Source organism: Pantoea hericii (assembly GCF_014155795.1).
Classification (GTDB): domain Bacteria; phylum Pseudomonadota; class Gammaproteobacteria; order Enterobacterales; family Enterobacteriaceae; genus Pantoea; species Pantoea eucalypti.
The window spans coordinates 16,563-40,274 of record NZ_SCKV01000006.1 but is presented as its reverse complement, the minus strand read 5'-3'; the positions used below and the strand labels follow the sequence as shown (position 1 = coordinate 40,274).

At 55.7% G+C, this 23,712-nt stretch carries 19 protein-coding genes; 10 read left to right on the top strand and 9 right to left on the bottom strand.

The annotated features are described in order from the left end of the window. Positions 1-66 precede the first annotated feature (66 nt). The 4 genes from H7K52_RS14140 to lrp all read right to left on the bottom strand — a co-directional run bounded on the left by H7K52_RS14140 (position 67) and on the right by lrp (position 6,360). Positions 67-1,410, bottom strand: a complete 1,344-nt coding sequence (locus tag H7K52_RS14140) for a replication-associated recombination protein A (RefSeq protein ID WP_003849336.1) — start codon at positions 1,408-1,410, stop codon at positions 67-69. Between the two features lie 7 nt (positions 1,411-1,417). Next, entirely contained in the window at positions 1,418-2,029 is a 612-nt protein-coding gene (gene lolA / locus H7K52_RS14135) for an outer membrane lipoprotein periplasmic chaperone LolA (RefSeq protein ID WP_003849334.1), read from the bottom strand. 178 nt (positions 2,030-2,207) lie between these two features. Continuing rightward, positions 2,208-5,747 carry a DNA translocase FtsK 4TM domain-containing protein gene (locus tag H7K52_RS14130; RefSeq protein WP_008925840.1) on the bottom strand — a complete coding sequence of 1,180 codons (3,540 nt, stop codon included), beginning with the start codon at positions 5,745-5,747 and terminating at the stop codon, positions 2,208-2,210. Between the two features lie 118 nt (positions 5,748-5,865). Next, positions 5,866-6,360: a leucine-responsive transcriptional regulator Lrp gene (gene lrp / locus H7K52_RS14125; protein ID WP_006118610.1), complete on the bottom strand. Its 495-nt coding sequence runs from the start codon at positions 6,358-6,360 to the stop codon at positions 5,866-5,868. Positions 6,361-6,880: 520 nt separating this feature from the next. Here lrp and trxB point away from each other — a divergent pair. The 5 genes from trxB (at position 6,881) to infA (ending at position 12,781) form a co-directional block, all read left to right on the top strand. Further along, positions 6,881-7,849: a thioredoxin-disulfide reductase gene (gene trxB / locus H7K52_RS14120; RefSeq protein ID WP_003849329.1), complete on the top strand. Its 969-nt coding sequence runs from the start codon at positions 6,881-6,883 to the stop codon at positions 7,847-7,849. A gap of 143 nt (positions 7,850-7,992) precedes the next feature. After that, the gene (gene cydD / locus H7K52_RS14115) at positions 7,993-9,762 is read left to right on the top strand and encodes a heme ABC transporter permease/ATP-binding protein CydD (RefSeq protein ID WP_078804221.1); all 1,770 of its coding nucleotides are present in this window, start codon (positions 7,993-7,995) and stop codon (positions 9,760-9,762) included. Further along, complete coding sequence (gene cydC, locus H7K52_RS14110; RefSeq protein WP_078804220.1) at positions 9,762-11,492, top strand: heme ABC transporter ATP-binding protein/permease CydC; 1,731 nt, start codon at positions 9,762-9,764, stop codon at positions 11,490-11,492. Before cydD ends, cydC begins: the two co-directional genes overlap by 1 nt. Positions 11,493-11,525: 33 nt before the next feature. Then, positions 11,526-12,218 (top strand): leucyl/phenylalanyl-tRNA--protein transferase, encoded by a 693-nt coding sequence (gene aat, locus H7K52_RS14105; RefSeq protein ID WP_003849322.1) that lies wholly within the window; start codon positions 11,526-11,528, stop codon positions 12,216-12,218. A gap of 344 nt (positions 12,219-12,562) precedes the next feature. After that, a complete protein-coding gene (gene infA / locus H7K52_RS14100) occupies positions 12,563-12,781 on the top strand; it encodes a translation initiation factor IF-1 (RefSeq protein ID WP_002211347.1) in 219 nt (72 codons plus the stop codon). A gap of 88 nt (positions 12,782-12,869) precedes the next feature. On the opposite strand, the gene clpA is transcribed toward infA, so the two are convergent. Both clpA and clpS read right to left on the bottom strand, forming a co-directional pair. Further along, entirely contained in the window at positions 12,870-15,146 is a 2,277-nt protein-coding gene (gene clpA, locus H7K52_RS14095; protein ID WP_008925836.1) for an ATP-dependent Clp protease ATP-binding subunit ClpA, read from the bottom strand. A 52-nt stretch (positions 15,147-15,198) separates the two neighbouring features. Continuing rightward, positions 15,199-15,519 (bottom strand): ATP-dependent Clp protease adapter ClpS, encoded by a 321-nt coding sequence (gene clpS, locus H7K52_RS14090; protein ID WP_003849318.1) that lies wholly within the window; start codon positions 15,517-15,519, stop codon positions 15,199-15,201. Between the two features lie 316 nt (positions 15,520-15,835). Here clpS and cspD point away from each other — a divergent pair, with 316 nt between their 5' ends. Then, on the top strand, positions 15,836-16,060 hold the full coding sequence (gene cspD / locus H7K52_RS14085; protein ID WP_003849316.1) for a cold shock-like protein CspD: 225 nt from the start codon (positions 15,836-15,838) through the stop codon (positions 16,058-16,060). Between the two features lie 87 nt (positions 16,061-16,147). On the opposite strand, the gene H7K52_RS14080 is transcribed toward cspD, so the two are convergent. Next, on the bottom strand, positions 16,148-17,785 hold the full coding sequence (locus H7K52_RS14080; protein WP_003849313.1) for an ATP-dependent nuclease: 1,638 nt from the start codon (positions 17,783-17,785) through the stop codon (positions 16,148-16,150). 128 nt (positions 17,786-17,913) lie between these two features. Here H7K52_RS14080 and H7K52_RS14075 point away from each other — a divergent pair, with 128 nt between their 5' ends. The 3 genes from H7K52_RS14075 (at position 17,914) to ltaE (ending at position 21,738) form a co-directional block, all read left to right on the top strand. Further along, positions 17,914-18,813 carry a LysO family transporter gene (locus H7K52_RS14075; RefSeq protein ID WP_003849311.1) on the top strand — a complete coding sequence of 300 codons (900 nt, stop codon included), beginning with the start codon at positions 17,914-17,916 and terminating at the stop codon, positions 18,811-18,813. A 130-nt stretch (positions 18,814-18,943) separates the two neighbouring features. Next, positions 18,944-20,665 carry a ubiquinone-dependent pyruvate dehydrogenase gene (gene poxB, locus H7K52_RS14070; protein ID WP_140033571.1) on the top strand — a complete coding sequence of 574 codons (1,722 nt, stop codon included), beginning with the start codon at positions 18,944-18,946 and terminating at the stop codon, positions 20,663-20,665. 71 nt (positions 20,666-20,736) lie between these two features. Then, the gene (ltaE, locus tag H7K52_RS14065) at positions 20,737-21,738 is read left to right on the top strand and encodes a low-specificity L-threonine aldolase (RefSeq protein WP_182630154.1); all 1,002 of its coding nucleotides are present in this window, start codon (positions 20,737-20,739) and stop codon (positions 21,736-21,738) included. Between the two features lie 4 nt (positions 21,739-21,742). Here ltaE and H7K52_RS14060 read toward each other — a convergent pair whose 3' ends face one another. After that, the gene (locus H7K52_RS14060; RefSeq protein WP_182630153.1) at positions 21,743-22,567 is read right to left on the bottom strand and encodes an N-acetylmuramoyl-L-alanine amidase; all 825 of its coding nucleotides are present in this window, start codon (positions 22,565-22,567) and stop codon (positions 21,743-21,745) included. Then, positions 22,564-22,884 (bottom strand): heavy metal-binding domain-containing protein, encoded by a 321-nt coding sequence (locus H7K52_RS14055; protein ID WP_003849304.1) that lies wholly within the window; start codon positions 22,882-22,884, stop codon positions 22,564-22,566. The genes H7K52_RS14060 and H7K52_RS14055 overlap by 4 nt, the downstream gene beginning before the upstream one ends. Positions 22,885-22,989: 105 nt before the next feature. Here H7K52_RS14055 and H7K52_RS14050 point away from each other — a divergent pair, with 105 nt between their 5' ends. Further along, entirely contained in the window at positions 22,990-23,529 is a 540-nt protein-coding gene (locus H7K52_RS14050) for a lipoprotein (RefSeq protein WP_003849298.1), read from the top strand. Positions 23,530-23,712: the final 183 nt, after the last annotated feature.

Below are 23,712 nucleotides of genomic sequence, written 5' to 3'. Positions count from 1 at the left end.
TGAAAGAAGGGACGCATTCCTGTGGAATGCGTTGAAAACATTGCCCACATTACCGTAAGGTCTGTTTCAGCGGTAGCGTTTTGTCGGGCTATTTTGATCCTGCTCAGCCAGCCAGCTTAGCTTTTCACCAATCTTACCCTCAAGCCCGCGCTGGGTTGGCGTGTAATAGCGCGTGCTGGCCAGTTCCTTTGGAAAATAGACTTCACCGGCAGCATAGGCGTTGGTTTCATCATGAGCATAACGGTACTCTTTGCCCAGCCCCATCTCTTTCATCAGCTTAGTCGGCGCGTTGCGCAGATGTTCCGGCACATCGTAATCAGGATTATCACGCGCATCACGCATCGCAGCTTTAAAGGCGTTATAGACCGCGTTACTTTTCGGCGCACAGGCCAGATATACAATGGCCTGAGCGATGGCGCGCTCCCCTTCTGCCGGACCGACGCGCGTGAAGCAATCCCAGGCTGCAATCGCCACCTGCATACCGCGTGGATCGGCATTGCCGACATCTTCGGAGGCGATAGCCAGCAGCCGGCGTGCCACATAGAGCGGATCGCCGCCTGCGGTGATGATGCGCGCATACCAGTAGAGCGCTGCATCTGGCGCGGAGCCGCGAACCGATTTGTGCAGCGCCGAAATCAGATCGTAAAAACGATCGCCTTTGTTATCAAAACGCGCGGATCGCTCACCCGAGACTTCGTTAAGCAACTGAGGCGTCAGTTCACGCTGACCTGAGGCGGTGGTTTCGGCCATATCTGCCATCATTTCCAGCGTATTCAATGCCCGGCGTGCATCACCATTAACCAGTTCAGCAATCATCCTGCGGGTATTATCCGGCAGCACGATGTCACTCTCGCCATAACCTCGCGCTTTATCCTGCATCGCCTGATCCAGCACCTGCTCAATATCTTCGAGCGTCAGTGATTTCAGCAGGTAAACGCGGGCGCGTGACAGCAATGCGGAGTTAAGTTCGAAAGAGGGATTTTCGGTGGTGGCACCAATAAAGGTGATGGTGCCATCTTCAATATGGGGCAGAAAAGCATCCTGCTGGCTCTTGTTGAACCGATGGACCTCGTCCACAAACAGAATAGTGCGCCGTCCGGCATGTTTGTTCTGTCGGGCACGCTCAATCGCTTCACGGATCTCTTTTACGCCGGAGGTCACTGCAGAGATACGCTCCACATCGGCATTACCGTAATGCGCGATGATCTCAGCCAGCGTGGTTTTGCCGGTCCCGGGCGGTCCCCATAAGATCATTGAATGCAGATGCCCGGCTTCAATCGCACGCGGCAGCGGTTTACCCGCGCCCAGCAGATGCTGCTGACCAATGTACTGTTTCAACGTTTCTGGCCGCATACGTGCGGCCAGAGGTTTGAAATTCTCGGTGGAAAAATCCAGGGACAGGTTACTCACCGTGACCTCACTGACGTTGGTCGTCCACCGTCACGCCTTTTGGCGGTGTGAACGTGAATTTATCCGGGCTGATCGCGCCATTCTGCTGGCTTTTCAGCTGGTAATCGCTGCGCTGACCATCCTGCTCAATCGCGCTGAAGCGGTTAATGGTGCCGCTGGACGTCACCTGAATAGTGAACTGTTTCAGGTTGCCGTCGCTGTTTTTCGGCGTCAGTTCGAAATTGTCACCCTGCTGTTTGATGTTGTATTGCTTCCAGTCGTTTGACTGGTTACGGGCAATCAGCATAAACGGCGTGTTGCTGGTGGCATTCTGCAGCAGGCTGACAGTAGCCTGTTCAACAAACGGGTTGTAGAACCAAAGCGATTTGCCGTCGGAGATGATGATACTTTCGTCCGGTGCGGTCATGTGCCAGTTAAACAGGCTGGGACGTTTAACCCACAACTCGCCTTCGCCGTCCTGCACATTGGCGCCGCTGCTGTCGGTCACTTTTTGCGTGAAGCTGGCGTGGAAGCTGCTGACCTTATTCAGGCGCTGCTGCAGATCACTGGAAGCATCAGCCAATACGCTGGCTGAAGAAAAGGTGGCCAACAGGCCCAGAGCGATTACGCGTAATTTCATCTGCTTCAATTCCTTATTTAAACGTTCCCATCGATAACTGCATTAAGCCTGGTCGCCGTTCCGCCATCAGAACAGAAGAAAAAACCGAAAGCTGATTCAGATATGGGGCTTAACCGTATAAAAAACAATGAGCCAGTCGGAACTGGCTCAGTGAGTAGTGTTTCAAAACATTTAACTGCTACATGTCGTGTGGGGGCGGAGACAGGACTTCACGGTTACCATTGTGGCCTGGTGCAGAGACAATGCCCTGCGCTTCCATCTGCTCAATGATACGTGCCGCACGGTTATAACCAATGCGGAACTGACGCTGAACGCCTGAAATCGATGCTCGACGTTTATCAACCACAAAGCCGACTGCCTGGTCGAACAGCGGATCGAGCTCTTCATCACTGTCGATGCCACCGGCACTTTCGCTCTCTTCGCCCGCGGTAATGCTGTCGATATATTGCGGACGTCCACGCGCTTTCCAGTCCTGAACCACGGCATGCACTTCCTGGTCACGAACAAAGGCACCGTGCACACGAATAGGCAGGGAGGAGTTTGGCGGCATATAGAGCATGTCACCCATCCCCAGCAGTGACTCCGCGCCGCCCTGATCGAGAATGGTACGTGAGTCAATCTTGCTCGACACGGTAAAGGCGATACGCGTCGGGATGTTCGCTTTGATCAGGCCAGTAATCACATCCACGGATGGGCGCTGTGTTGCCAGCACCAGGTGGATACCTGCGGCTCGGGCTTTCTGTGCCAGACGCGCAATCAACTCTTCAACTTTTTTACCCACTGCCATGATCAGGTCGGCAAACTCATCGACCATTACCACGATGTAAGGCAGTTTTTCCAGGACCGGCGGCGTCATATCCATACTGTCGCCCGGCTTCCAGAACGGATCGGGAATCGGACGGCCCATCGCTTCAGCCTGTTCCACTTTCTCGTTGTAACCTGCCAGATTACGCACGCCCAGCGCCGACATCAGCTTATAGCGACGCTCCATTTCGCCAACACTCCAGCGCAGCGCATTGGCGGCATCTTTCATGTCTGTGACGACTTCGGTCAGCAGGTGTGGGATGCCTTCGTAGACCGACAGCTCCAGCATTTTCGGGTCGATCATGATGAAGCGAACTTCTTCCGGCGTCGCCTTATAAAGCATGCTGATAATCATGGCGTTCACACCCACAGATTTACCGGAACCGGTGGTACCGGCTACCAGTAAGTGCGGCATTTTCGCCAGATCGGCGACGACAGGCTGACCCGCAATATCTTTACCCAGCACAACAGCCAGCGGTGACGGATTGTCGCGGAATTTAGGGCAATCCAGTACTTCACGCAGATAGACTGTCTGACGATGCTTGTTAGGCAGTTCCAGACCCACGTAAGGCTTGCCTGGAATCACTTCCACCACACGAACCGCAACCGTGGACAGCGAACGTGCTAAATCACGCGACAGGTTTGAAATACGCGCCGCTTTCACGCCAGGTGCCAGGTCGAGTTCAAAACGGGTAATAACCGGGCCAGGCGAGATGCCAACCACTTCCGCTTTCACACGATAATCACCCAGGCGAGACTCAACCAGACGGGCGGTCTGCTCCAGCGAAAACATGTCCACCGGCTCTTCTTCTTCAGGTGGCGCAGTCAGCAGATCCAGTGAAGGCAGTGGTGTAGACGGTTTCTCCAGAGGCTGTTCATGGCGCATCAGGAACGGATGAATCAGGCTGTCATGCAGCGAAGGTTTCGCTTCTTCAACCGGCTGAGCCGGCACGGCGGCTGGCGAACCATAAGCGGGAGCAGAATAAGCCGGAGCCTGAGAAGCCACTGGCGCACCATAAGCGGGCGCAGAGGGTGCTGCAGGCGCTGCATACACAGGCTCAGACGAGGCTGCTGGCGTACTGTAATCTGATTCTGCCGGGATAAAGCGGTCAGGTGCAGGAACCTGAGCCGGAGCCTGAGGTTGTGAAACCTCACTCACCTGCTGCCATGGTTCGTGTGAAACCGCAGGAGCTTCCGGTTCTGGCGTCGCGGCAATCGTAAACAGCGGTTCAGACGGGCCGTCATCCACCAGATCTTTCATCGGTGAAAAATCAAACGCAGAGGCGGTATCAATATTAAATACCGGATCTTTTTTCACTTCAGGTTCATAGCGCTGTTGCTGCTGCTCGGCGAACTGACGTGCCAGTGCATCCTGATGCTGAGCATCCTGCTCATCTTCCTCGTCCTGCTGCCAGCTGGTGCCATAACGCTGCTGCTGTTCAGACTGGAAGGCCTGACGCAGTTCAGCCTGCTGCAGCGCCTCTTCAGCATCAGGTGCAGCAGAAACTGATCCAGCCGGGGCCGTTTCGCTCTCTTCCGTTTTTGCTTTCTCTTCAGCCATGCGCTGAGAAGGCAATTTAATGCCATAAGAGGCCAGCTCACGACGGGTTGGCAGTTTTACCGGGTTAGGACGCGGTAGCGCCGGTCCGATGCCCTGCTTAACCTGCGGGTTGGGATTGGTTTCAGGGGCTAAATCGAAAACAGGGGCAGTACGCGTGGTCGCCTGGGCCGCAGTGGCAGCGACGGCGGCCGCAGCTGCAGGAGCCGCAGGCATTGCTGGTGTGTCGCGCCAGTTCCCCATTTTAGGTTCATCGTCGTCGTAAGCACTGAACGACGGCGCAGCCGGGGCCTCGTCCGGCATTTCAAAGTGATAAAGCGGTGGTGAGGTCGCAGGTGCAGAAGCACTCTGCGCCGGAGTCGGAGCCGTTGCTGCACCATAGGATGCTGGCGCGCTCTGCACGGCCGCAGGCGCGGGTTGTGCCGTCGGCGATGCTGGCATAGCTGCAGGCGCAGATGCCGCCGCAGAAGACGCTGCAACAGCGGCAGGCGTTACCGGAGCGGCCGGCGCGAGCGTCACCTCTGCGGCTTCCGCCGTTGCCGCTACCGCCGCGCTGGTTGCTGCTGCCGCTTTAGCCAGCAGAGGATCCGGCTGTGACGCCGCAGGCTGGGCGGCTGCACGTGGAGCAGAAAGCAGCACATCTTCATCTTCATCCTGATCGGCAGCATGCAGTTCAGGCACATCCGCGTATTCATGCGCGTCCTGCTCGTCATCCTCTTCCTGCCAGGGTTCATCGTGACGTGAACGGTTGCTGGCAAACGTCAGCACACCCATCACCACGCCACCAATTCTTTCTGCGATGGTGAGCCATGACCAGCCGGTGTAAAGGGTAATGCCCGCCGCCCAGACGCAAAGCAGCATAAGCGTGCCACCCGCTGGACTGAACCAGGGGGCAATCGCATTACTCACCAGGCTACCAATCACGCCGCCTGAGGCGAAGTACCAGATATCATCGGCATTTAGCGCCGCCATACCACAGGTCGTCACCACCAGTGCCAGGACGCCAATTAAGCGCAGCCCGACAGCAAAGTAGTCAAAGTAGTCCTGGCTGTCGCGCTGACGGAAAGCAATCCAGCACAGACCCAGGATGACGGGCGGAATGGCGTACGCCATCACACCAAAGATGAAGAGTAAGGTGTCAGCCAGCCAGGCACCGACGCTGCCGCCGATATTGTGGATAGGTTCATGCCAGGCCGTTTGCGACCAGCTCGGGTCGGAAGGGTTAAAACTGACTAAAGAAACCATCAGGTAGATGGCAAACAACGCCACCAGAATAAGCAACGCTTCCAGCAGACGACGTCCACTGCTCAGCGATTGTAACGAAACGTCTTTATCTTCTGTATATTCCTGGCTCAAGAGGACTCTCCAGGTGCCTGTAAAGTAAGAAGCAACAGCGCCGGGCGAGCCCGACGCTGATCCTGTATGAATTCACAGGAGTGTACCGAAATCTAACAGGTTTTGCACCTGCCCCGCATCAGCGGGTTTTGATCACCAGTCGATTGCTCTGTTTGACCTCTTCCATCACCACGTAAGTTCGCGTGTCGTTTACGCCGGGCAGGCGCAACAGGGTTTCACCCAGCAACTTACGGTAGGCAGACATATCAGGTACGCGCGTTTTCAGCAGGTAGTCGAAATCGCCGGAAACGAGGTGACACTCTTGAGTTTCCTCAAGTTTTTGCACAGCGGCGTTAAATTGCTCAAACACATCCGGCGCACCACGATTCAGAGTAATCTCAACGAATACCAGTAGCGATGCATCAAGGTAGTGCGGGTTCAACTGCGCGGTATAGCCAAGAATAAATCCCTGACGTTCAAGACGACGCACGCGTTCAAGACATGGCGTAGGCGATAAGCCTACGCGTTTGGAAAGCTCTACGTTTGAAATGCGACCATCTTTCTGAAGTTCATTCAGAATGTTCCTGTCAATTCTGTCGAGATCTTTTCCGGGGCGTTTCTTATTGTCTACCATTATTATTGTCTCTCTTAATTCCTTCCCTTTACCTGCCACGCCCTGAAAACGCTCATTGTTCGGGGCATTTCTGAAGTGAGCTAACAGAGCCTGTGTTCTGAAATCTATCGACATGACGCATATTGTCTGTCCACATCATGCGTCATTATCCATATCAGGCTGCTTTTATTCGGCGTTAAGTGCAAAACAGGCGAGGAAAACCTGTTTTGTTCCGATAAATGTTATTCGCTTCTGATAATGTTTTCGCAAAAGCGCAGGCGATTGTCAAAGTAAAATCACCAAATTCAGGACAAGATGCCAGACAGTTAGCTGGGTATCTGTTTTTAAATGAGTATTTTTGCACTTTTGCACCCATTCAGCCCGAGTTTTGCCCCCTTTTGGCGCATTCGCCAGGCAAAACTGCCGTTCATCGTCTACGCCATTTGCAGCTATCGTTAACAAAATTGGCTAAGCCTTGTCATTGTCGCCGGATATTCCCTACAATCGCAGGCTATGTCAGCCGAATGAAACTGAGGAACGCATGAGTACGGCCAAACACAGTAAGTTACTCATTCTGGGCTCTGGCCCAGCGGGTTATACCGCAGCCGTTTATGCTGCACGCGCCAACCTGAACCCCGTATTGATCACGGGTCTGGAAAAAGGCGGACAGCTGACCACGACCACTGAAGTGGAAAACTGGCCGGGCGACCCGCACGATCTGACAGGTCCATCGCTGATGGAGCGCATGCACGAGCATGCCGAAAAATTCAATACTGAGATCATTTTTGATCACATCCACACGGTGGATCTGCAGAATCGTCCGTTCCGCCTCACTGGCGATAGCGGCGAATACACAGCAGATGCGCTTATCATCGCAACGGGTGCGTCGGCACGTTATCTGGGCCTGCCATCTGAAGAGGCGTTCAAAGGCAAAGGCGTTTCTGCCTGCGCAACCTGTGACGGCTTTTTCTATCGCAATCAGAAAGTCGCGGTGATTGGCGGTGGCAACACGGCCGTTGAAGAAGCACTTTATCTGGCTAACATTGCGGCTGAAGTGCACCTGATTCACCGTCGTGACAGCTTCCGCGCTGAGAAGATCCTGATTGACCGCCTGATGGAAAAAGTGCGTAACGGCAATATCGTGCTGCACACTCATCGCACGCTTGAAGAAGTGGTAGGCGATCAGATGGGCGTGACAGGTCTGACGCTGCGTTCTACCCAGAACAGTGATGAGACGGAAGCACTGGAAGTGGCGGGTCTGTTTGTTGCTATCGGGCACAGCCCGAATACGGCCATCTTTGAAGGTCAGCTGGCGCTGGAGAACGGGTACATTAAAGTTCAGTCCGGTTTACACGGCAACGCCACCCAGACCAGCATCCCTGGCGTTTTTGCAGCAGGTGATGTGATGGACCATATCTATCGTCAGGCGATTACCTCTGCGGGCACTGGCTGCATGGCTGCGTTAGACGCCGAGCGTTTTCTTGACGGGTTAGTTAAAAACGATCAGTAAGTTGTTAACCCTCTGATCTCAAATGTTCCAGGCGACGGTTTTTCCGTCGCCTTTTTTATTGCTCTCATGCTAGATTCTTGCGCCTGAAGAGATGGAAATGTCTTTCCATTTTCCCCCATCATCGACATTTATCATGGTCTCGCATGGACAAATCGCGGCAGCAGCATCTTACCCGCTGGCTTCGTCAGCAACGTCGTTTCGCCGGTCGCTGGTTGCGACTCAACACGCTGCTCGGCACGGCGAGTGCACTGCTGATCATTGTCCAGGCCGGTTTACTGGCCTCGCTGCTTCAGGCACTGATTATTGATCAACAGCCGCGCGAAACGCTGTCGGTCAGCATCCTGCTATTACTGCTCTGCTTTGTGCTCCGTGCCCTGATTAACTATGCCCGCGAACTGACCGGTTACCGTGCCGGGCAGGCTATCCGCCAGGCTTTACGACAGCAGGTTCTTGACCGGTTATCTGATCTCGGCCCGGCGTGGATTCAGGGAAGGCCAGCCGGTAGCTGGGCAACGCTGTTGCTGGAACAGATCGAAGAGATGCAGGAGTATTACGCCCGTTATCTGCCGCAGATGACACTGGCAGTCGTGATCCCCTGCTGCATTCTGCTGACCATTTTCCCGTTGAACTGGACGGCAGGTCTGATTCTTTTTGCCACCGCGCCGTTGATACCGCTGTTTATGGCGCTGGCTGGAATGGGTGCTGCCGAGGCCAACCGCCGAAACTTTCTGGTACTGGCTCGCCTGAGCGGGAATTTTCTGGACCGCCTGCGCGGCAGAGAGACGCTGCGACTGTTTCATCGTGGTGAAGCAGAACAGCAGGCCGTTGCCGCCGCCACCACCGATTTTCGCCAGCGCACCATGGAAGTGCTGCGCCTCGCCTTTCTCTCCTCCGCCGTACTGGAGTTTTTTGCCTCGTTAGCGATTGCCGTGGTGGCCGTCTATTTTGGTTTCTCCTATCTGGGCGAATTGCATTTCGGTGCGTATGGCCAGGGCGTGACGCTGTTTGCCGGCTTCCTGGTGCTGATCCTCGCTCCGGAGTTTTTCCAGCCACTGCGCGATCTCGGTGCGTTCTATCACGCCAAAGCGCAGGCGGTGGGCGGTGCCGATGCGCTTGAAGCCTTTATGCAGGCGACGCCCGACGCCGCCCCGCAGAGAGGCCAGCGCCCTTTCACTACCGATCGCGCAATCGCGCTAAGCGCTGACGATCTCTGTGTCTGCGCACCTGATGGCCAGGTGCTGTGTGGCCCTCTAACTTTTACCATTGCTGCGGGTGAGCAGATTGCGCTGGTCGGTCAAAGCGGGGCGGGTAAAACGGCACTGATGAACGCTCTGCTCGGGTTTCTGCCCTATCAGGGCTCGCTGAAAGTCAATAGCGTCGAACTGCGCGATATACGCCGGAGCGACTGGCATCAGCAACTGAGTTGGGTAGGACAGAATCCTCAATTACCGGCCAGCACATTGCGCGACAACATCCTGATGAATGCCGCCTGGGACAGCGAGCGCTTTGCAGCACTGCTGGAAGCGTGCGGCATCAATGAGTTCCTGCCGCGTCTGCCCTTAGGCATTGAGACCCCGCCTGGCGATGGCGGTCATCAGCTGTCGGTGGGCCAGGCGCAACGGGTCGCGGTTGCACGTGCACTCTATAAAACCTCACATTTTTTGCTGCTTGATGAACCGGCAGCCAGCCTGGATGCACTCAGCGAACGCCATGTGATGCTGGCGCTGAACGAGGCGGCAGATCGGCAGACCACACTGATGATTACTCATCAGATCGATACGCTAAGCCGCTGGCAGACCCTCTGGGTGATGGAAGCGGGTAAGCTGGTCCAGCAGGGTAACTGGCAGCAGCTGTCACAACAGCCAGGTGCCTTTAGCGAGATGCTGAAGCATCGCCAACAGGAGATCCGCTGATGTCCGCCTTGCGTCCTTTTCTTCGTCTCTGGCTGCGCCACCCTTTTCGCCTGACGCTGGGCATCGTGCTGGCGATTGTTACCCTGCTGGCCAGCATTGGCCTGCTGACGCTCTCTGGCTGGTTTCTGGCCGCCTCCTCAGTGGCCGGTGTCGCGGGTCTCTATACCTTCAACTACATGCTGCCTGCGGCGGGCGTCCGTGGCGCAGCCATCATTCGCACCGCCGCACGCTATGCTGAACGGCTGGTCAGCCACGATGCAACGTTCAGGGTGCTTCAGCACTTGCGTGTCCACACGTTCAGCCGCCTGATGGCCCTTTCCCCTGGCCAGCTCTCGCGATTCCGGCAGGCGGACCTGCTCAACCGCTTTGTGGCTGATGTCGATACGCTGGATCATCTCTATCTGCGCGTCATCTCGCCACTGCTTGGCGCTTTTATCGTGAGTGTCGTGGTGACCTTCGGGATGAGTTTTATCAATTTTCATCTGGCACTGACGCTGGGCGGCATCATGTTGAGTACGCTGGTACTGATGCCAGCCCTGTTTTATCGTCTGGGATCGCCGGCAGGTGTTGCCATTGCCCAGGGTCGTGCCCACTGGCGCTTACAACTGATGCAGTGGCTGGCGGCCCAGGCTGAACTGACATTGTACGGTGCCTCGCAGGGATGGCGACAGCAGCTCGATGAAGATGAACAGCGCTGGCAGCAGGCACAAAGTCAACAACAACGCTTACAGGCCGCCGCACAGTGTCTGCTGCTGCTGATCAGCGGTGTAACGGTCACACTGCTGCTCTGGCTGAGTGCCGCCACCATCAGCGAACAGCAGTTACCCGGTTCGCTGATTGCGCTGGTAGTGTTTTGCGCCCTGGCCGCCTTTGAAGCGCTGGCACCGGTAGCAGGCGCCTTCCTGCCTATGTCACAGGTGATAAACGCCGCTCAGAGAGTCAATGACATTATCGACCAGTCTCCTGCGATCACTTTCCCGGCACATTCCGAGGCCCGACCGGGACCTCTTTCGATCGGGATCGATCAGCTCGACTTCAGCTATCCCGACCGTCCGGATAAGGTGCTAAACCGTTGTACTCTCTCGGTAGCAGCCGGTGAGCATATTGCGCTGCTGGGGCCGACCGGCTGCGGAAAATCAACATTGCTGGCGCTGTTAACCCGTGGCTGGGAGAGCCAGCACGGCGTTATCCGTTTAAATGATCGGCCGATTCGCGAATGGTCAGAACCCGCGTTGCGCCAGCGCATCAGCGTGGTAACGCAGCGGGTTCACCTCTTCAGCCAGAGCCTGCGCGATAATTTACTGCTGGCTTGCCCTGATGCCAGTGATGAGCAGTTAACTCGCGCACTCAACGACGTCGGCCTGCAGCGCCTGCTTGAAAATCAGGAAGGCCTGAACGCCTGGATGGGGGAAGGCGGTCGCCCGCTGTCAGGCGGCGAACTGCGCCGGCTGGCGCTGGCGCGCGCATTATTACACGATGGCGATCTCTGGCTGCTGGATGAACCTACTGAAGGGCTGGATGCCACTACCGAGCAGCATATTCTGACGCTGCTCCAGCAGTTGACCGCCGGGAAGACGATGATCATGGTCACGCATCGTCTCAGCGGCCTGGAGCTGATGGATCGCATCTGCGTAATGGATAATGGTGCCATTGTTGAACAGGGTAGCCATGCGGAATTAATCTCAAAAGCGGGCCGCTACTGGCGTTTCCGGCAGCGGATTGCGTTATAGTCATAGCGAAATGCTGATGAGTAACGCAACGCGATGAGACTGGTACAACTGTCACGGGAATCTCTGCAATTTCCCCCACCTGAAATGGCACTTCGTGAGCCAAATGGCTTACTGGCTATGGGTGGGGATCTCTCCCCTGCCCGGCTGCTAAATGCTTATCAGTGCGGCATTTTTCCATGGTTTTCCCCCGGCGATCCCATCCTCTGGTGGTCACCCGATCCCCGAGCAGTCCTGTTGCCCGAGCAGTTTCACCTGAGTCGTAGCATGAAACGCTTTCACAGCCGTTCACCTTATCGGGTAACGATGAACGAGTCATTCGACGAGGTGATCGAGGGCTGCGCTACCGGTCGCGAAGAAGGCACCTGGATTACTTTTGAAATGAAGCGCGCCTGGTTGCGATTGTATGAGCTGGGCCATGCCCACTCCATTGAAGTGTGGGATGAACATCAGCTGGTGGGTGGCATGTACGGGCTGGCGATGGGGCAAATCTTCTGCGGCGAATCGATGTTCAGCCGTCAGCAGAATGCCTCTAAAACCGCACTTTGGGTATTTTGCCAGCATTTTATCCGACATCAGGGCCGTCTGGTGGATTGCCAGGTGCTTAATCCCCACACCGCGTCATTAGGCGCGCAGGAAATCCCGCGCGCTGATTATCTGCAATATGTACAAAGCCTTGCCAGTCAGCCGGTCAGCGATGGATGCTGGCAGACACAAACGCTTTTTTAGTACTACTGAGATGTTTTGCACACATAAAGGCGCATAAGTGGTATAATAGTCGAGTTTGGTATGTCGTCCGCGCTTCGCAATAACGAGCCGGAATTGCCAGGCTGGGAATCTCAACGCACTCTCGGAACTGTTTTCAATCGTGCGCGTGTTACCGGTTGATACAGATTCTTAGCCTGCTAATCCCCTGCAGACGCCACCATAAACACCCTAATTTTACCGGATGCACGTAACTGACGTGCATCCGGTAAAGCGTTGGCAAAATCGCCGACGGTTCTTTACATAAATCGTTGAATTGGGCATTATCTTGCCGGTTCAACTGAAAGGTAGTACACCCAGAGGATTCGATGGCCAAAGAAGACAATATTGAAATGCAAGGTACCGTACTGGATACGTTACCTAACACCATGTTCCGCGTAGAACTTGAGAACGGACACGTGGTCACTGCTCACATCTCCGGTAAAATGCGCAAAAACTACATCCGCATCCTGACGGGTGACAAAGTGACCGTTGAGTTGACCCCGTACGACCTGAGCAAAGGCCGCATTGTCTTCCGTAGTCGCTAATTTGCAGTAACTTCATCGCTCTGCATGTTGAAGCGATAAAAAAGGCCGGATATTCATATCCGGCCTTTTTCACATCTGCAGCAAGTGATTAGTGCACAGTGCCTTCGGTTTTGCGTTTCTCAGCACTCAGGAAGTGATAGGTCAGTTCACCTTTCTCACGATCCAGCGCAACAGATACTGAGCCACCATCCACCAGCGAACCAAACAGCAGTTCATTGGCTAACGGTTTCTTCAGGCTGTCCTGCACGGTGCGCGCCATCGGACGTGCGCCCATCGCTTTGTCATAGCCCTTCTCAGCCAGCCAGTCGCGCGCTTCATCACTGACTTCCAGCGACACACCTTTCGCATCCAGCTGCGCCTGCAACTCGACAATAAATTTGTCGACCACCTGATGGATCACCTCTGGTGACAGGTGACTGAACCAGATGATGTTGTCGAGACGGTTACGGAACTCTGGCGTAAAGATCTTTTTGATCTCTTCCATCGCATCGGTGCTGTTGTCCTGATGAATCAGGCCAATCGACTTACGTTCCGTCTCACGCACACCGGCGTTGGTGGTCATCACCAGCACCACGTTGCGGAAGTCCGCTTTGCGACCGTTGTTATCTGTCAGCATGCCGTTATCCATCACCTGCAGCAGCAGGTTGAAGACATCCGGGTGCGCTTTCTCGATCTCATCCAGTAACACCACCGCATGTGGATGCTTGATCACCGCATCCGTCAGCAGCCCGCCCTGATCAAAACCGACGTACCCCGGAGGTGCACCAATCAGACGACTGACGGTGTGACGCTCCATGTACTCGGACATGTCAAAACGCAGCAGCTCAATACCCAGCGCTTTCGCCAGCTGCACAGTCACTTCCGTTTTACCCACACCGGTTGGCCCGGCAAACAGGAAGGAACCAACTGGCTTGCGATCCTGACCCAGACCGGCGCGGCTCATTTTGATCGCTTCCGTCAGCACCTCAATGGCTTTGTCCTGTCCAAACACCAGCATCTTGAGCCGTTCGCCCAGATTTCTCAGTGTATCGCGATCGGTTGCTGACACACTTTGTTCAGGAATACGGGCAATGCGGGCCACCACGGTTTCAATGTCAGAAACATTGATGGTTTTCTTACGTTTGCTGGCAGGCATCAGGCGCGCACGCGCACCCGCTTCATCAATCACGTCAATCGCCTTGTCAGGCAGATGACGGTCGTTGATATATTTCACTGCCAGTTCCACCGCTGCACGCACCGCTTTCGCGGTATACCGCACATCATGGTGGGCTTCATACTTGGTCTTCAGGCCGCTCAGGATCTGCACGGTTTCTTCAACAGAAGGCTCAGTGATATCGATCTTCTGGAAACGACGCGCCAGAGCACGATCTTTTTCGAAGATGTTGCTGAATTCCTGATACGTGGTAGACCCCATTACCCGAATCTTACCGCCAGAAAGTAACGGTTTAATCAGGTTCGCTGCGTCTACCTGGCCACCTGATGCCGCACCCGCACCAATGATGGTATGGATCTCATCAATAAACAGAATGCTGTGTTCGTCCTGCTCCAGCTGTTTCAGTAGCGCTTTGAAGCGTTTCTCAAAGTCACCACGATATTTGGTGCCTGCCAGCAGTGAACCAATATCCAGCGAGTAGATAGTGCAATCTTTCATCACTTCCGGTACATCGCCCTGCTCGATACGCCAGGCGAGACCTTCTGCGATAGCCGTTTTACCGACACCGGATTCCCCCACCAGCAGCGGGTTGTTTTTACGGCGACGGCACAGCACCTGAATAGTACGTTCCAGCTCTCTGTCGCGACCAATCAGTGGATCAATCCCACCGACGCGAGCAAGCTGATTAAGATTGGTGGTGAAGTTTTCCATACGATCCTCCCCGCCTGCTTGCTCTTCGTTAACCGGGTTTTCAGCGCCTGGCGCCTGGCCCGGTTCGTCTTTGCGCGTACCGTGAGAGATGAAATTCACCACATCAAGGCGGCTGACTTCATGTTTGCGTAACAGATAGGCCGCTTGCGACTCCTGCTCGCTGAAGATGGCGACCAGCACATTCGCCCCGGTGACTTCACTGCGACCGGATGACTGGACATGGAAAACCGCGCGCTGCAGAACGCGCTGGAAGCTGAGCGTTGGTTGAGTATCACGCTCCTCCTCACTGGCAGGCAGCACCGGTGTGGTTTGTTCGATGAAGGCTTCGAGTTCCTGCCGCAGAGCCACCATGTCCACCGTACAGGCTTCCAGTGCCTCTCTGGCCGACGGGTTACTGAGCAATGCCAGTAACAGATGCTCGACGGTCATAAACTCATGACGGTGCTCACGCGCTCTGGCGAAAGCCATATTTAAACTGAGTTCCAGTTCTTGATTGAGCATTAGGCACCTCCCCCAATTATCGCCCTTACCTGTTTCCTATATGGAGACGGGCTCAGGCTTTTTCCAGCGTACACAGCAACGGATGATGGTTTTCCCGCGCATAATTGTTCACCTGGGCCGCTTTTGTTTCGGCGACTTCTGCAGTAAATACACCACAGATCGCCTTGCCGTGATAGTGAACTTTCAACATCAGCTGCGTTGCACGTTCAACATCATAAGAAAAGAACTTTTGCACGACGTCAATAACAAATTCCATAGGTGTATAATCGTCATTATTCAGAATGACTTTATACATAGAAGGCGGCTTTAACCCTTCACGTACTTTGTCTTCGGCCAGATGTTCAAAGTTAAGCCAGTCGTTTGTGTTTGCCATAGTGTTCCGTTGAGATTTTGCTTTTAGCCTTTAGGTGGCTACATGTTGAGAGTTTAACATGCCTGTCAAGCTGCGGGCCGCTGCTGAAAATTTATTCAGAAATAACCTTGCGCGACCTGCATCACAAAATTTGCAATAGCGTTAACTGCCTCAAATTTTGATGATTTTTTCCCCATCCGGCCCGGTGGTTTGCTTGACGCCAGCGGCGCTTTCTCTACATTCTACCTGCACAGGCTGATTGAGTTTTAATCAAATCCGACTCACAGCTTCAAAGACCTCACCTACTTATAAAATGTCTTGCGAGGGAAGTAAAAGCATGGAGACGGGCACCGTTAAATGGTTCAATAATTCCAAAGGCTTTGGCTTTATCTGTCCGGTTGGTGGTGGCGAAGATATTTTTGCGCACTACTCCACCATTCAGATGGAAGGCTACCGAACGCTAAAGGCAGGCCAGCAGGTTCAGTTCGATGTGCATGAAGGTCCGAAAGGCAATCACGCCAGCCTCATCGTGCCGGTTGTTGAGGTACAGGCCGTGGCCTGATACTGAACCCACCTCTGTACAGAGCCCTAAAAATGCCAGCCAGTGCCGCTGGCATTTTTCATTTTTGACAGGCCATGTTTGACAGGCTTAGTCCGCCTGACCCTGCGCCAGCCCAATCACCCGGGCAAACATCTGCCGCATTAACGGCGGGATGGCTTCCGGCCCGCGTTCCGCCGCCGATGTCGCCACTGCGATCGCCAGTTCCGGCTTGGAGCTCTGGTGAATCGCTTTGGTAATAATACGCCTGGAACTCATCGGCGCGTTTAACGGCAGGTGCGCCATTTGATGATAAACATCCTGAAACCCCTGGTGATAGAGAAAGTTTTCCATATCCAGCGCGGGTAACTGCGTCAGAAAACGCGGCTCAGGATCACCCGGCTGTAACTGCGTGCGCGCCGTGCTGGCATATTTATTACCCGCCTGATCGCCATCTGTCAGCACGTGCCAGGCGATCCCCATGCGTCGGGCAAATTTCAGCAGCGGCTTCAGGCCCGATTGCGCAAACTCAATCACTTTCACCCCTTCCGCCGCGAAGTTGTAACCACACTGCTGCGCCAGCTCATTCATAATCCAGACCTCGGTTTCACCTTCGACCAGCAGCCAGCAACGGGCAAACAGGGCCGCCGGTCGATTGACGCGAATATGAAAGCCGATACGCCGACTCTCTTCGGCACTCAGACCTTCCGGACCGATGCGCCAGGCTGCTACGCGTGAGGACTGACGCACCAGACGGCAGACGTTTTCTACCGGCACCTGCGACAGCAGTTCAGCTGAATTGGTCGTGACGATTTTCTGTAGCGGCAGCAGCTTCAGCAGGTTCCAGGCCACGGACAGCATAATCGGATGCAGGCGGGTTTCCGGATCTTCAATCAGCAGCAGCGGCCGCGCACCGGCAGCTAGCGGAACGTCGCCTCGTGCTTCGATCAACAGGGTAAACATCTGCAGCAAAATCAGCTGACGGCTGCGGGAGTCAGTTCCGGCAATCAGCTGATTCAGATGATCCAGCGCCCGCCATCCCTGCACCCCATCGCGCATCTGCGGATCCCGTGACCGGGCCTCACTGCCTGCGCCAGGCGGTTGCACCAGAAAATAGTGCTGCATCAATTGCTGCATCGTCTTGAGGCCCTGTCTCAGCACCTCATCGCTGAGTTGCTGAGGATGTTGCTCCAGATCGCGCGCCAGCGTCTCCATGCCTGCCAGCAGCTCAGGATGGGGACCGGTCACGGGCGCACGGTTCCGCGTTCGCTTGCTGAAACGCGCGTCGCGCAACCGCAATACCGGATAACGCGTCAGCAACAGGTCGATTGCGTCCGCACAGTTCTGCTCAGGCAACAGCTGGGCATTCACGTCAACGAAACGGCGACGGGTGTCGATGCCGCCGTCACGCCAGGTGGCGCTGACGCTGTAATAAAGCCGACGCTGGCCCTGCGCATCACGCTGCCAGAAGGTCGAGAGCACCGCGTCCGGATCGCTTCCGTCATCCCGAAAGTGGAACACCACTGAAATACGGCGCATCGGATCGGTCACATCACCCGGTGTAAAATGGAAATCCGCCTCAGTAAAAACATAGGCCGGTTCATGAGGAGAGAGCAGCAGGCTCATGACATCCAGCAGGCTGGATTTACCCCAGGCATTCTCACCAATCAGCAGAGTGGTGTGCGTTAAAGGCAGTGAGAGCTTATTGATACCGCGGAAGCCGCGAATGTCGATATGTTCCAGAATCATAGGCGTCCATCCTCAGTTTATAGACAGCATGGTTGTCGCCCGCGCGCCGGTCAAGCCGCTTTATCAGGGTTTACTCCGTTACGCTTTTTCGCTAGCGTGTGACCTCTTCTTCCAGGGATGGCAATGATATGTACTCCGGACTTCTGATTATTCTGCTGCCGCTAATCGCAGGCTGGCTGTTACCCTTCCGTAAAACCGCCACCCTGCGTCGGGTAAATCAACTGCTGGGCTGGATGGTTTACGTCATTCTGTTCTTTATGGGCATCAGCCTGGCCTTTCTCGACAACCTGAGCAGCAATCTGCTGGCCGTTTTTCATACGGCTCTGGTGGCGGCGTTCTGCATTCTGCTGTGCAATGTACTGGCGTTGCGCGGGCTGGAGAAATATGCACCGTGGCAGCATGCGCACCGGCAGGAGAAGCTTCCCTCGCGGCTGCATATGGCACTGGACTCGCTGAAGCTATGTGGCGTGGTTGTCATCGGTTTTCTGCTAGGTCTGACCCAGTGGTCACTGCTGCACCACGCCTCGACGGCCAGTGAATATGCGCTGATCTTCCTGCTGTTCCTCGTGGGGATTCAGCTGCGCGGCAGTGGAATGACTCTGCGTCAGATTATCCTGAACCGTCGCGGTCTGCTGGTTGCCAGTGTGGTGCTGGTCAGCGCGCTGGCAGGTGGCATGATCGCGGCATTACTGCTGGGTGTTCCGCTAAAAACCGGTCTGGCGCTAGCCAGCGGCTTTGGCTGGTACTCTCTCTCTGGCATATTGATGACCGAAGCTTTTGGCCCGGTCATTGGCAGCGCCGCCTTCTTCAACGATCTGGTGCGTGAACTGGTCGCAATCATGCTGATCCCCGCGCTGATTGGCCGTCATCGTTCCAGCGCGCTGGGGCTGTGCGGTGCCACCTCAATGGACTTTACCCTGCCGGTACTGCAGCGGGCGGGCGGCAACGAGATTGTCCCTGCCGCTATTGTGCACGGTTTTGTGATGAGCCTGCTGGCCCCGATTCTGATCGCCCTTTTCTCTGCCTGAATTCGGTCTGAGATGTGCTGAGCTCTGCCAGCGCATTTTTTCACGCCTGCTTTTCTGCCGTGTCGTCTACGCTTCTTTTTTCGATTCTGGTCACGTCACTCTTCATGGCGGGCCGACAAAGGAGAAGATCATGAAACAAACCGTGGCGGCGCTGGTCGCCAAAACGCTGGAAAGCGCGGGCGTAAAACGCATCTGGGGCGTCACCGGAGATTCCCTTAACGGCCTGAGCGATAGCCTGAATCGCATGGGCACTATTGAATGGATGCCGACACGCCATGAAGAGGTCGCCGCCTTTGCGGCGGGTGCGGAAGCGCACATCAGCGGCGAACTGGCGGTCTGCGCCGGCTCCTGCGGACCAGGCAACTTACACCTCATCAACGGCTTGTTCGACTGCCATCGTAACCGCGTCCCGGTGCTGGCGATTGCGGCACACATTCCCTCCAGCGAAATCGGCAGCGGTTATTTCCAGGAAACTCATCCCCAGGAGCTGTTCCGCGAATGCAGCCACTACTGCGAGCTGGTCTCGAATCCTGAGCAGTTACCGCAGGTGCTGGGCATTGCGATGCGCAAAGCCATTCTCAATCGCGGTGTCTCAGTCGTGGTGCTGCCGGGTGATATCGCCCTGAAACTGGCGCCAGAAAGCGCCCGCACTGAGTGGTATCCACCGCAGTTGCCGCAGGTCCTGCCTCAGCCAGCCGAACTGACCCGGCTGGCACAGACGCTGAACGACGCCACTGACATTACGCTGCTGTGTGGCAGTGGCTGTGCCGGTGCGCATCAGGAGGTGGTGGCGCTGGCAGAAGCGCTTAAAGCGCCAATTGTGCATGCGCTGCGTGGCAAAGAACACATCGAATATGACAACCCTTATGATGTTGGCATGACCGGTCTGATCGGTTTCTCATCCGGCTTCCACGCCATGATGAATGCCGGGACGCTGGTATTGCTGGGCACACAATTCCCCTATCGCGCATTCTATCCGGAAAACGCGAAGATCATTCAGATTGACATCAACCCGGGCAGCCTGGGATCGCATTGTCATGTCGATGAAGCGTATGTCGGCGATGTGAAAAGCACGCTGCAGGCGCTGCTACCGCAACTGACGACCAAAAGCGATCGCAAACATCTCGACAGTGCGGTTAAACACTATGGCGAGGCGCGCAAAAGTCTCGACGAACTGGCGCAGCCCAACGACAAACAGCCAATTCATCCGCAATATCTGGCACAGCAGATCAGTCACTACGCCAGCGATGACGCTATTTTTACCTGCGATGTCGGCACCCCAACCGTGTGGGCGGCGCGCTATCTGAAGATGAACGGCCGACGTCGCCTGCTGGGTTCGTTTAACCACGGCTCGATGGCGAATGCGATGCCACAGGCGCTGGGTGCGCAGTCGATCGATCGCAATCGTCAGGTTGTCGCGCTGTGCGGCGACGGCGGCTTCAGCATGCTGATGGGTGATTTTATCTCGCTGGCGCAGCTGAAAATGCCGGTGAAACTGGTGATTTTCAACAACAGCGTGCTGGGCTTTGTGGCGATGGAGATGAAAGCGGGCGGCTATCTTACCGACGGCACCGAGCTGGAAAATCCTGACTTTGCCGCTATCGCCCAGGCCTGTGGCATCCGGGGTATCCGGGTGGAAAAGGCCTCAGAACTCAATGGTGCGCTGGAGCAGGCATTTGCCCACGATGGCCCGGTACTGGTGGATGTGATTACCGCCAAAGAGGAGCTGGCAATGCCGCCGCAGATCAAAATGGAGCAGGCCAAAGGCTTCAGTCTCTACATGCTGCGCGCCATCATGAATGGTCGTGGTGACGAGGTGGTAGAACTGGCGAAAACCAACTGGCTACGGTAAAACAGAGGTTCCATCCAGGCGGGCGCGATGCCCGCCTTTTTTTTCTCTTCCGCCACATCCAGGAGCATAAGGTGATCGATTTACGCAGTGATACCGTGACCCGGCCCAGCGCCGCCATGCTAAACGCGATGATGTCTGCCGAAACAGGCGATGATGTCTACCGTGACGATCCCACCGTCAATGCGCTGGAAGCAGAAGCCGCACGATTAAGCGGCAAAGCAGCAGCGCTGTTTTTCCCTACCGGCACTCAGGCAAATCTGGTGGCATTGCTCAGCCACTGCGAACGCGGCGATGAATATATCGTCGGTCAGCAGGCGCATAACTACAAGTATGAAGCAGGTGGCGCGGCTGTGCTGGGGAGCATTCAGCCGCAACCGGTGCTGGCCGCCGACGATGGCACTCTGCCGCTCGACGTGGTGGCGGCTGCCATCAAGCCGGACGATATTCACTTCGCCCGCACCCGCCTGCTGAGTCTGGAAAACACCCATCATGGTAAAGTCCTGCCGCTGGCGTATCTGGAACAGGCGTGGACTTTTACCCGTGAGCATAAGCTGGCGCTGCACATTGATGGCGCACGTATTTTCAATGCGGTGGTGGCGCAAAAAACCACGCTGGCTGCGATGGCCCGCTATTGCGACACCCTGACCATCTGTCTCTCAAAAGGCCTGGGCACGCCGGTGGGTTCACTACTGTGTGGCGATACAGCGCTGATTGAGCGCGCCCGTCGCTGGCGTAAAATGACCGGTGGCGGCATGCGTCAGACCGGTATTCTGGCGGCGGCGGGTCTCTACGCATTGGAACACAACGTGACGCGACTCCAGGAGGATCATGACAATGCTGCCTGGCTGGGACAGCAGCTGCATGAGCTGGGCGTGAGCGTTATCGATCAACAGACCAACATGCTGTTTGTGGCGGTGCCGGAAGCTCAGGTCAAACCATTAGGCGAGTGGATGAAAGCGCGCGACGTGTTAATCAGCGTGGGGACACGTACCCGGCTGGTCACCCATCTGGATACTGATCGTGCGGCACTGGAGCAGGTTGTCGCCCACTGGAAAGCGTTTCTGCAACAGTAATCCGCTATTCCGCCGCGCCATACTTCTCCAGTAGCGCGGCAGCTATCGCGGCGGTTTCGGCATCGGGCTGACCGCGATAATCCGCAGGCCGGAAGTGCATCTGAAACGCGGCAATCACCTTCTGCTGATCACGCGCACTCATCCCCTCTGTCACCGCATAACCGAAGCGCTGCAGGTTTTCCATGAGTGGCTGCACCGGCACCTGTGCGTGTGGATCCTGACCCGCTAAATAAAACTGCACCCGTCCGGCATCAGGCCATGCGCCCAGTCCGCGCTGCGCCAGCTGTTGCCACGGAAAAAGTGGACCCGGATCCTGCTTGCGCTGCGGCGCGATATCGCTGTGACCGACAATGTTTTCCGGTGGGATGCCGTAGCGCTGTGCAATATCACGCACCAGGGCCTCCAGCGTGATGATCTGCGCGGCGGTAAAGGGCTGCCATTCAAGACCGGTCAGGGTGCGGCGATATCCCCGGTTCACCAGCTCAATGCCAATCGAGGTGTCGTTGATGCGACTGGCTCCGCGCCAGAAACTGGGCCCGGCATGCCAGGCAAGTTGCTGCTCCGGCACCAGCTGCCAGACAATGCCTTTGCCGGCGCGCTGAGGCGGCTGACGGGGGATCAGATAATGGACGCTGACCTCCCGATCGGTGAGGGTCGCCAGCGACGAAGAAAAATCTTCGGCGGTATAGTGGATGACAATCACCTTAACCCGCGGTCGCGCCCCCTGCGCGGGATGCCGCAGATCGGCCCAGTAGCCGTCACGGGATTCTATCCCGGAGTGGCAGCCCGCCAGCAGCAGTGCCAGTATCAGCAACAGCCCGCGTTTCAACGAATGATCACTGCCGTGCCGCTGACGCTGACCATCAGCATGCTGCCATCTTTGCCGACCGTTTCGTAATCGATATCAATACCGACCACCGCGTTGGCACCCAGCGCTTTTGCCTGTTCTTCCAGCTCTTCAAACGCAATCTCGCGTGCTTTACGCAGCTCTTTCTCATACGCGCCGGAACGGCCGCCGACCACATCACGGATGCCCGCAAAAAAATCACGGAAAATGTTCGCACCAAGAATCGCTTCGCCAGTGACCACACCACAATATTCACTGATGCTGTGGCCTTCCAGCGTCGGGGTTGTTGAAAATTTCATCGCATTCTCCTTGTTGAAATCAGGCTAAGGCTCTTTCGACTAAAAAGCACAGCTATACTCTATGCTAAAAAGGGCACCTTGCCAGAGAACCATAAGGAAATCGAGATGAGAAACAACGCGTTTGCGCTAATGATCCCGGCGGCCCTGCTGCTTAGCGCCTGTACCACCGTTGAGCCAGTCATTAAGGATAATGGCCCGCGAACCGCCCCCTGCATTGAAGGCGGTCCTGACCAGGTTGCCCAACAATTTTATGATCTGCGTGTTGAACAGCCCACGCAGGGTCTGCCTGACAGCAACACACTGGCAAAATATCGCCCTTACCTGAGTGATGCGCTTTACCACTCCCTGCAGGCGGCCAGCGGCAGCAATGCCGGTGCACAGTGGCGGAACGGTGATCTTTTCTCCAGCCTGTCACAGGGCCCGACAGCCGCCAGCGTTGCTGATGCATCTACTATTCCAAACCGTGATGCACGCAACATCCCGCTGCGGGTAAAACTGAGCCGCGACGGAAAGGAGTGGCAGGATGAAGTGCTGATGATTCATCAGGGCACTTGCTGGGTCGTTGACGACGTGCGCTACATGGCGAACCCTGTGCATGCCGAGGGTGGAAGCCTGAGCCAGATGCTTGAAAAGTCAAAAAAATAACCTGATATTTTAGCGGTATGAAAAGCGCAGCCACCTCAGGTGACTGCGCTTTTTTATTGCCGCAGCCTGCCCCACGGCATCGGGCTGGCGCCAGACACTGCATGATATTGTGCTAAGCTTTTGCTGTTTACCTGTTGTTTTACAAATTTTAACCCACCTTATTTGCATAACTATTCTGGTGAC

Bases quoted from the DNA above. Each gene is read 5' to 3' on its own strand.
- lolA (WP_003849334.1), bottom strand. From the start codon at position 2,029: ATGAAATTACGCGTAATCGCTCTGGGCCTGTTGGCCACCTTTTCTTCA.
- clpA (WP_008925836.1), bottom strand. From the start codon at position 15,146: ATGCTCAATCAAGAACTGGAACTCAGTTTAAATATGGCTTTCGCCAGA.
- lrp (WP_006118610.1), bottom strand. From the start codon at position 6,360: ATGGTAGACAATAAGAAACGCCCCGGAAAAGATCTCGACAGAATTGAC.
- cydC (WP_078804220.1), top strand. From the start codon at position 9,762: ATGTCCGCCTTGCGTCCTTTTCTTCGTCTCTGGCTGCGCCACCCTTTT.
- H7K52_RS14080 (WP_003849313.1), bottom strand. From the start codon at position 17,785: ATGATTCTGGAACATATCGACATTCGCGGCTTCCGCGGTATCAATAAG.
- cspD (WP_003849316.1), top strand. From the start codon at position 15,836: ATGGAGACGGGCACCGTTAAATGGTTCAATAATTCCAAAGGCTTTGGC.
- aat (WP_003849322.1), top strand. From the start codon at position 11,526: ATGAGACTGGTACAACTGTCACGGGAATCTCTGCAATTTCCCCCACCT.
- poxB (WP_140033571.1), top strand. From the start codon at position 18,944: ATGAAACAAACCGTGGCGGCGCTGGTCGCCAAAACGCTGGAAAGCGCG.
- clpS (WP_003849318.1), bottom strand. From the start codon at position 15,519: ATGGCAAACACAAACGACTGGCTTAACTTTGAACATCTGGCCGAAGAC.
- cydD (WP_078804221.1), top strand. From the start codon at position 7,993: ATGGACAAATCGCGGCAGCAGCATCTTACCCGCTGGCTTCGTCAGCAA.
- H7K52_RS14055 (WP_003849304.1), bottom strand. From the start codon at position 22,884: ATGAAATTTTCAACAACCCCGACGCTGGAAGGCCACAGCATCAGTGAA.
- H7K52_RS14050 (WP_003849298.1), top strand. From the start codon at position 22,990: ATGAGAAACAACGCGTTTGCGCTAATGATCCCGGCGGCCCTGCTGCTT.
- infA (WP_002211347.1), top strand. From the start codon at position 12,563: ATGGCCAAAGAAGACAATATTGAAATGCAAGGTACCGTACTGGATACG.
- H7K52_RS14075 (WP_003849311.1), top strand. From the start codon at position 17,914: ATGTACTCCGGACTTCTGATTATTCTGCTGCCGCTAATCGCAGGCTGG.
- trxB (WP_003849329.1), top strand. From the start codon at position 6,881: ATGAGTACGGCCAAACACAGTAAGTTACTCATTCTGGGCTCTGGCCCA.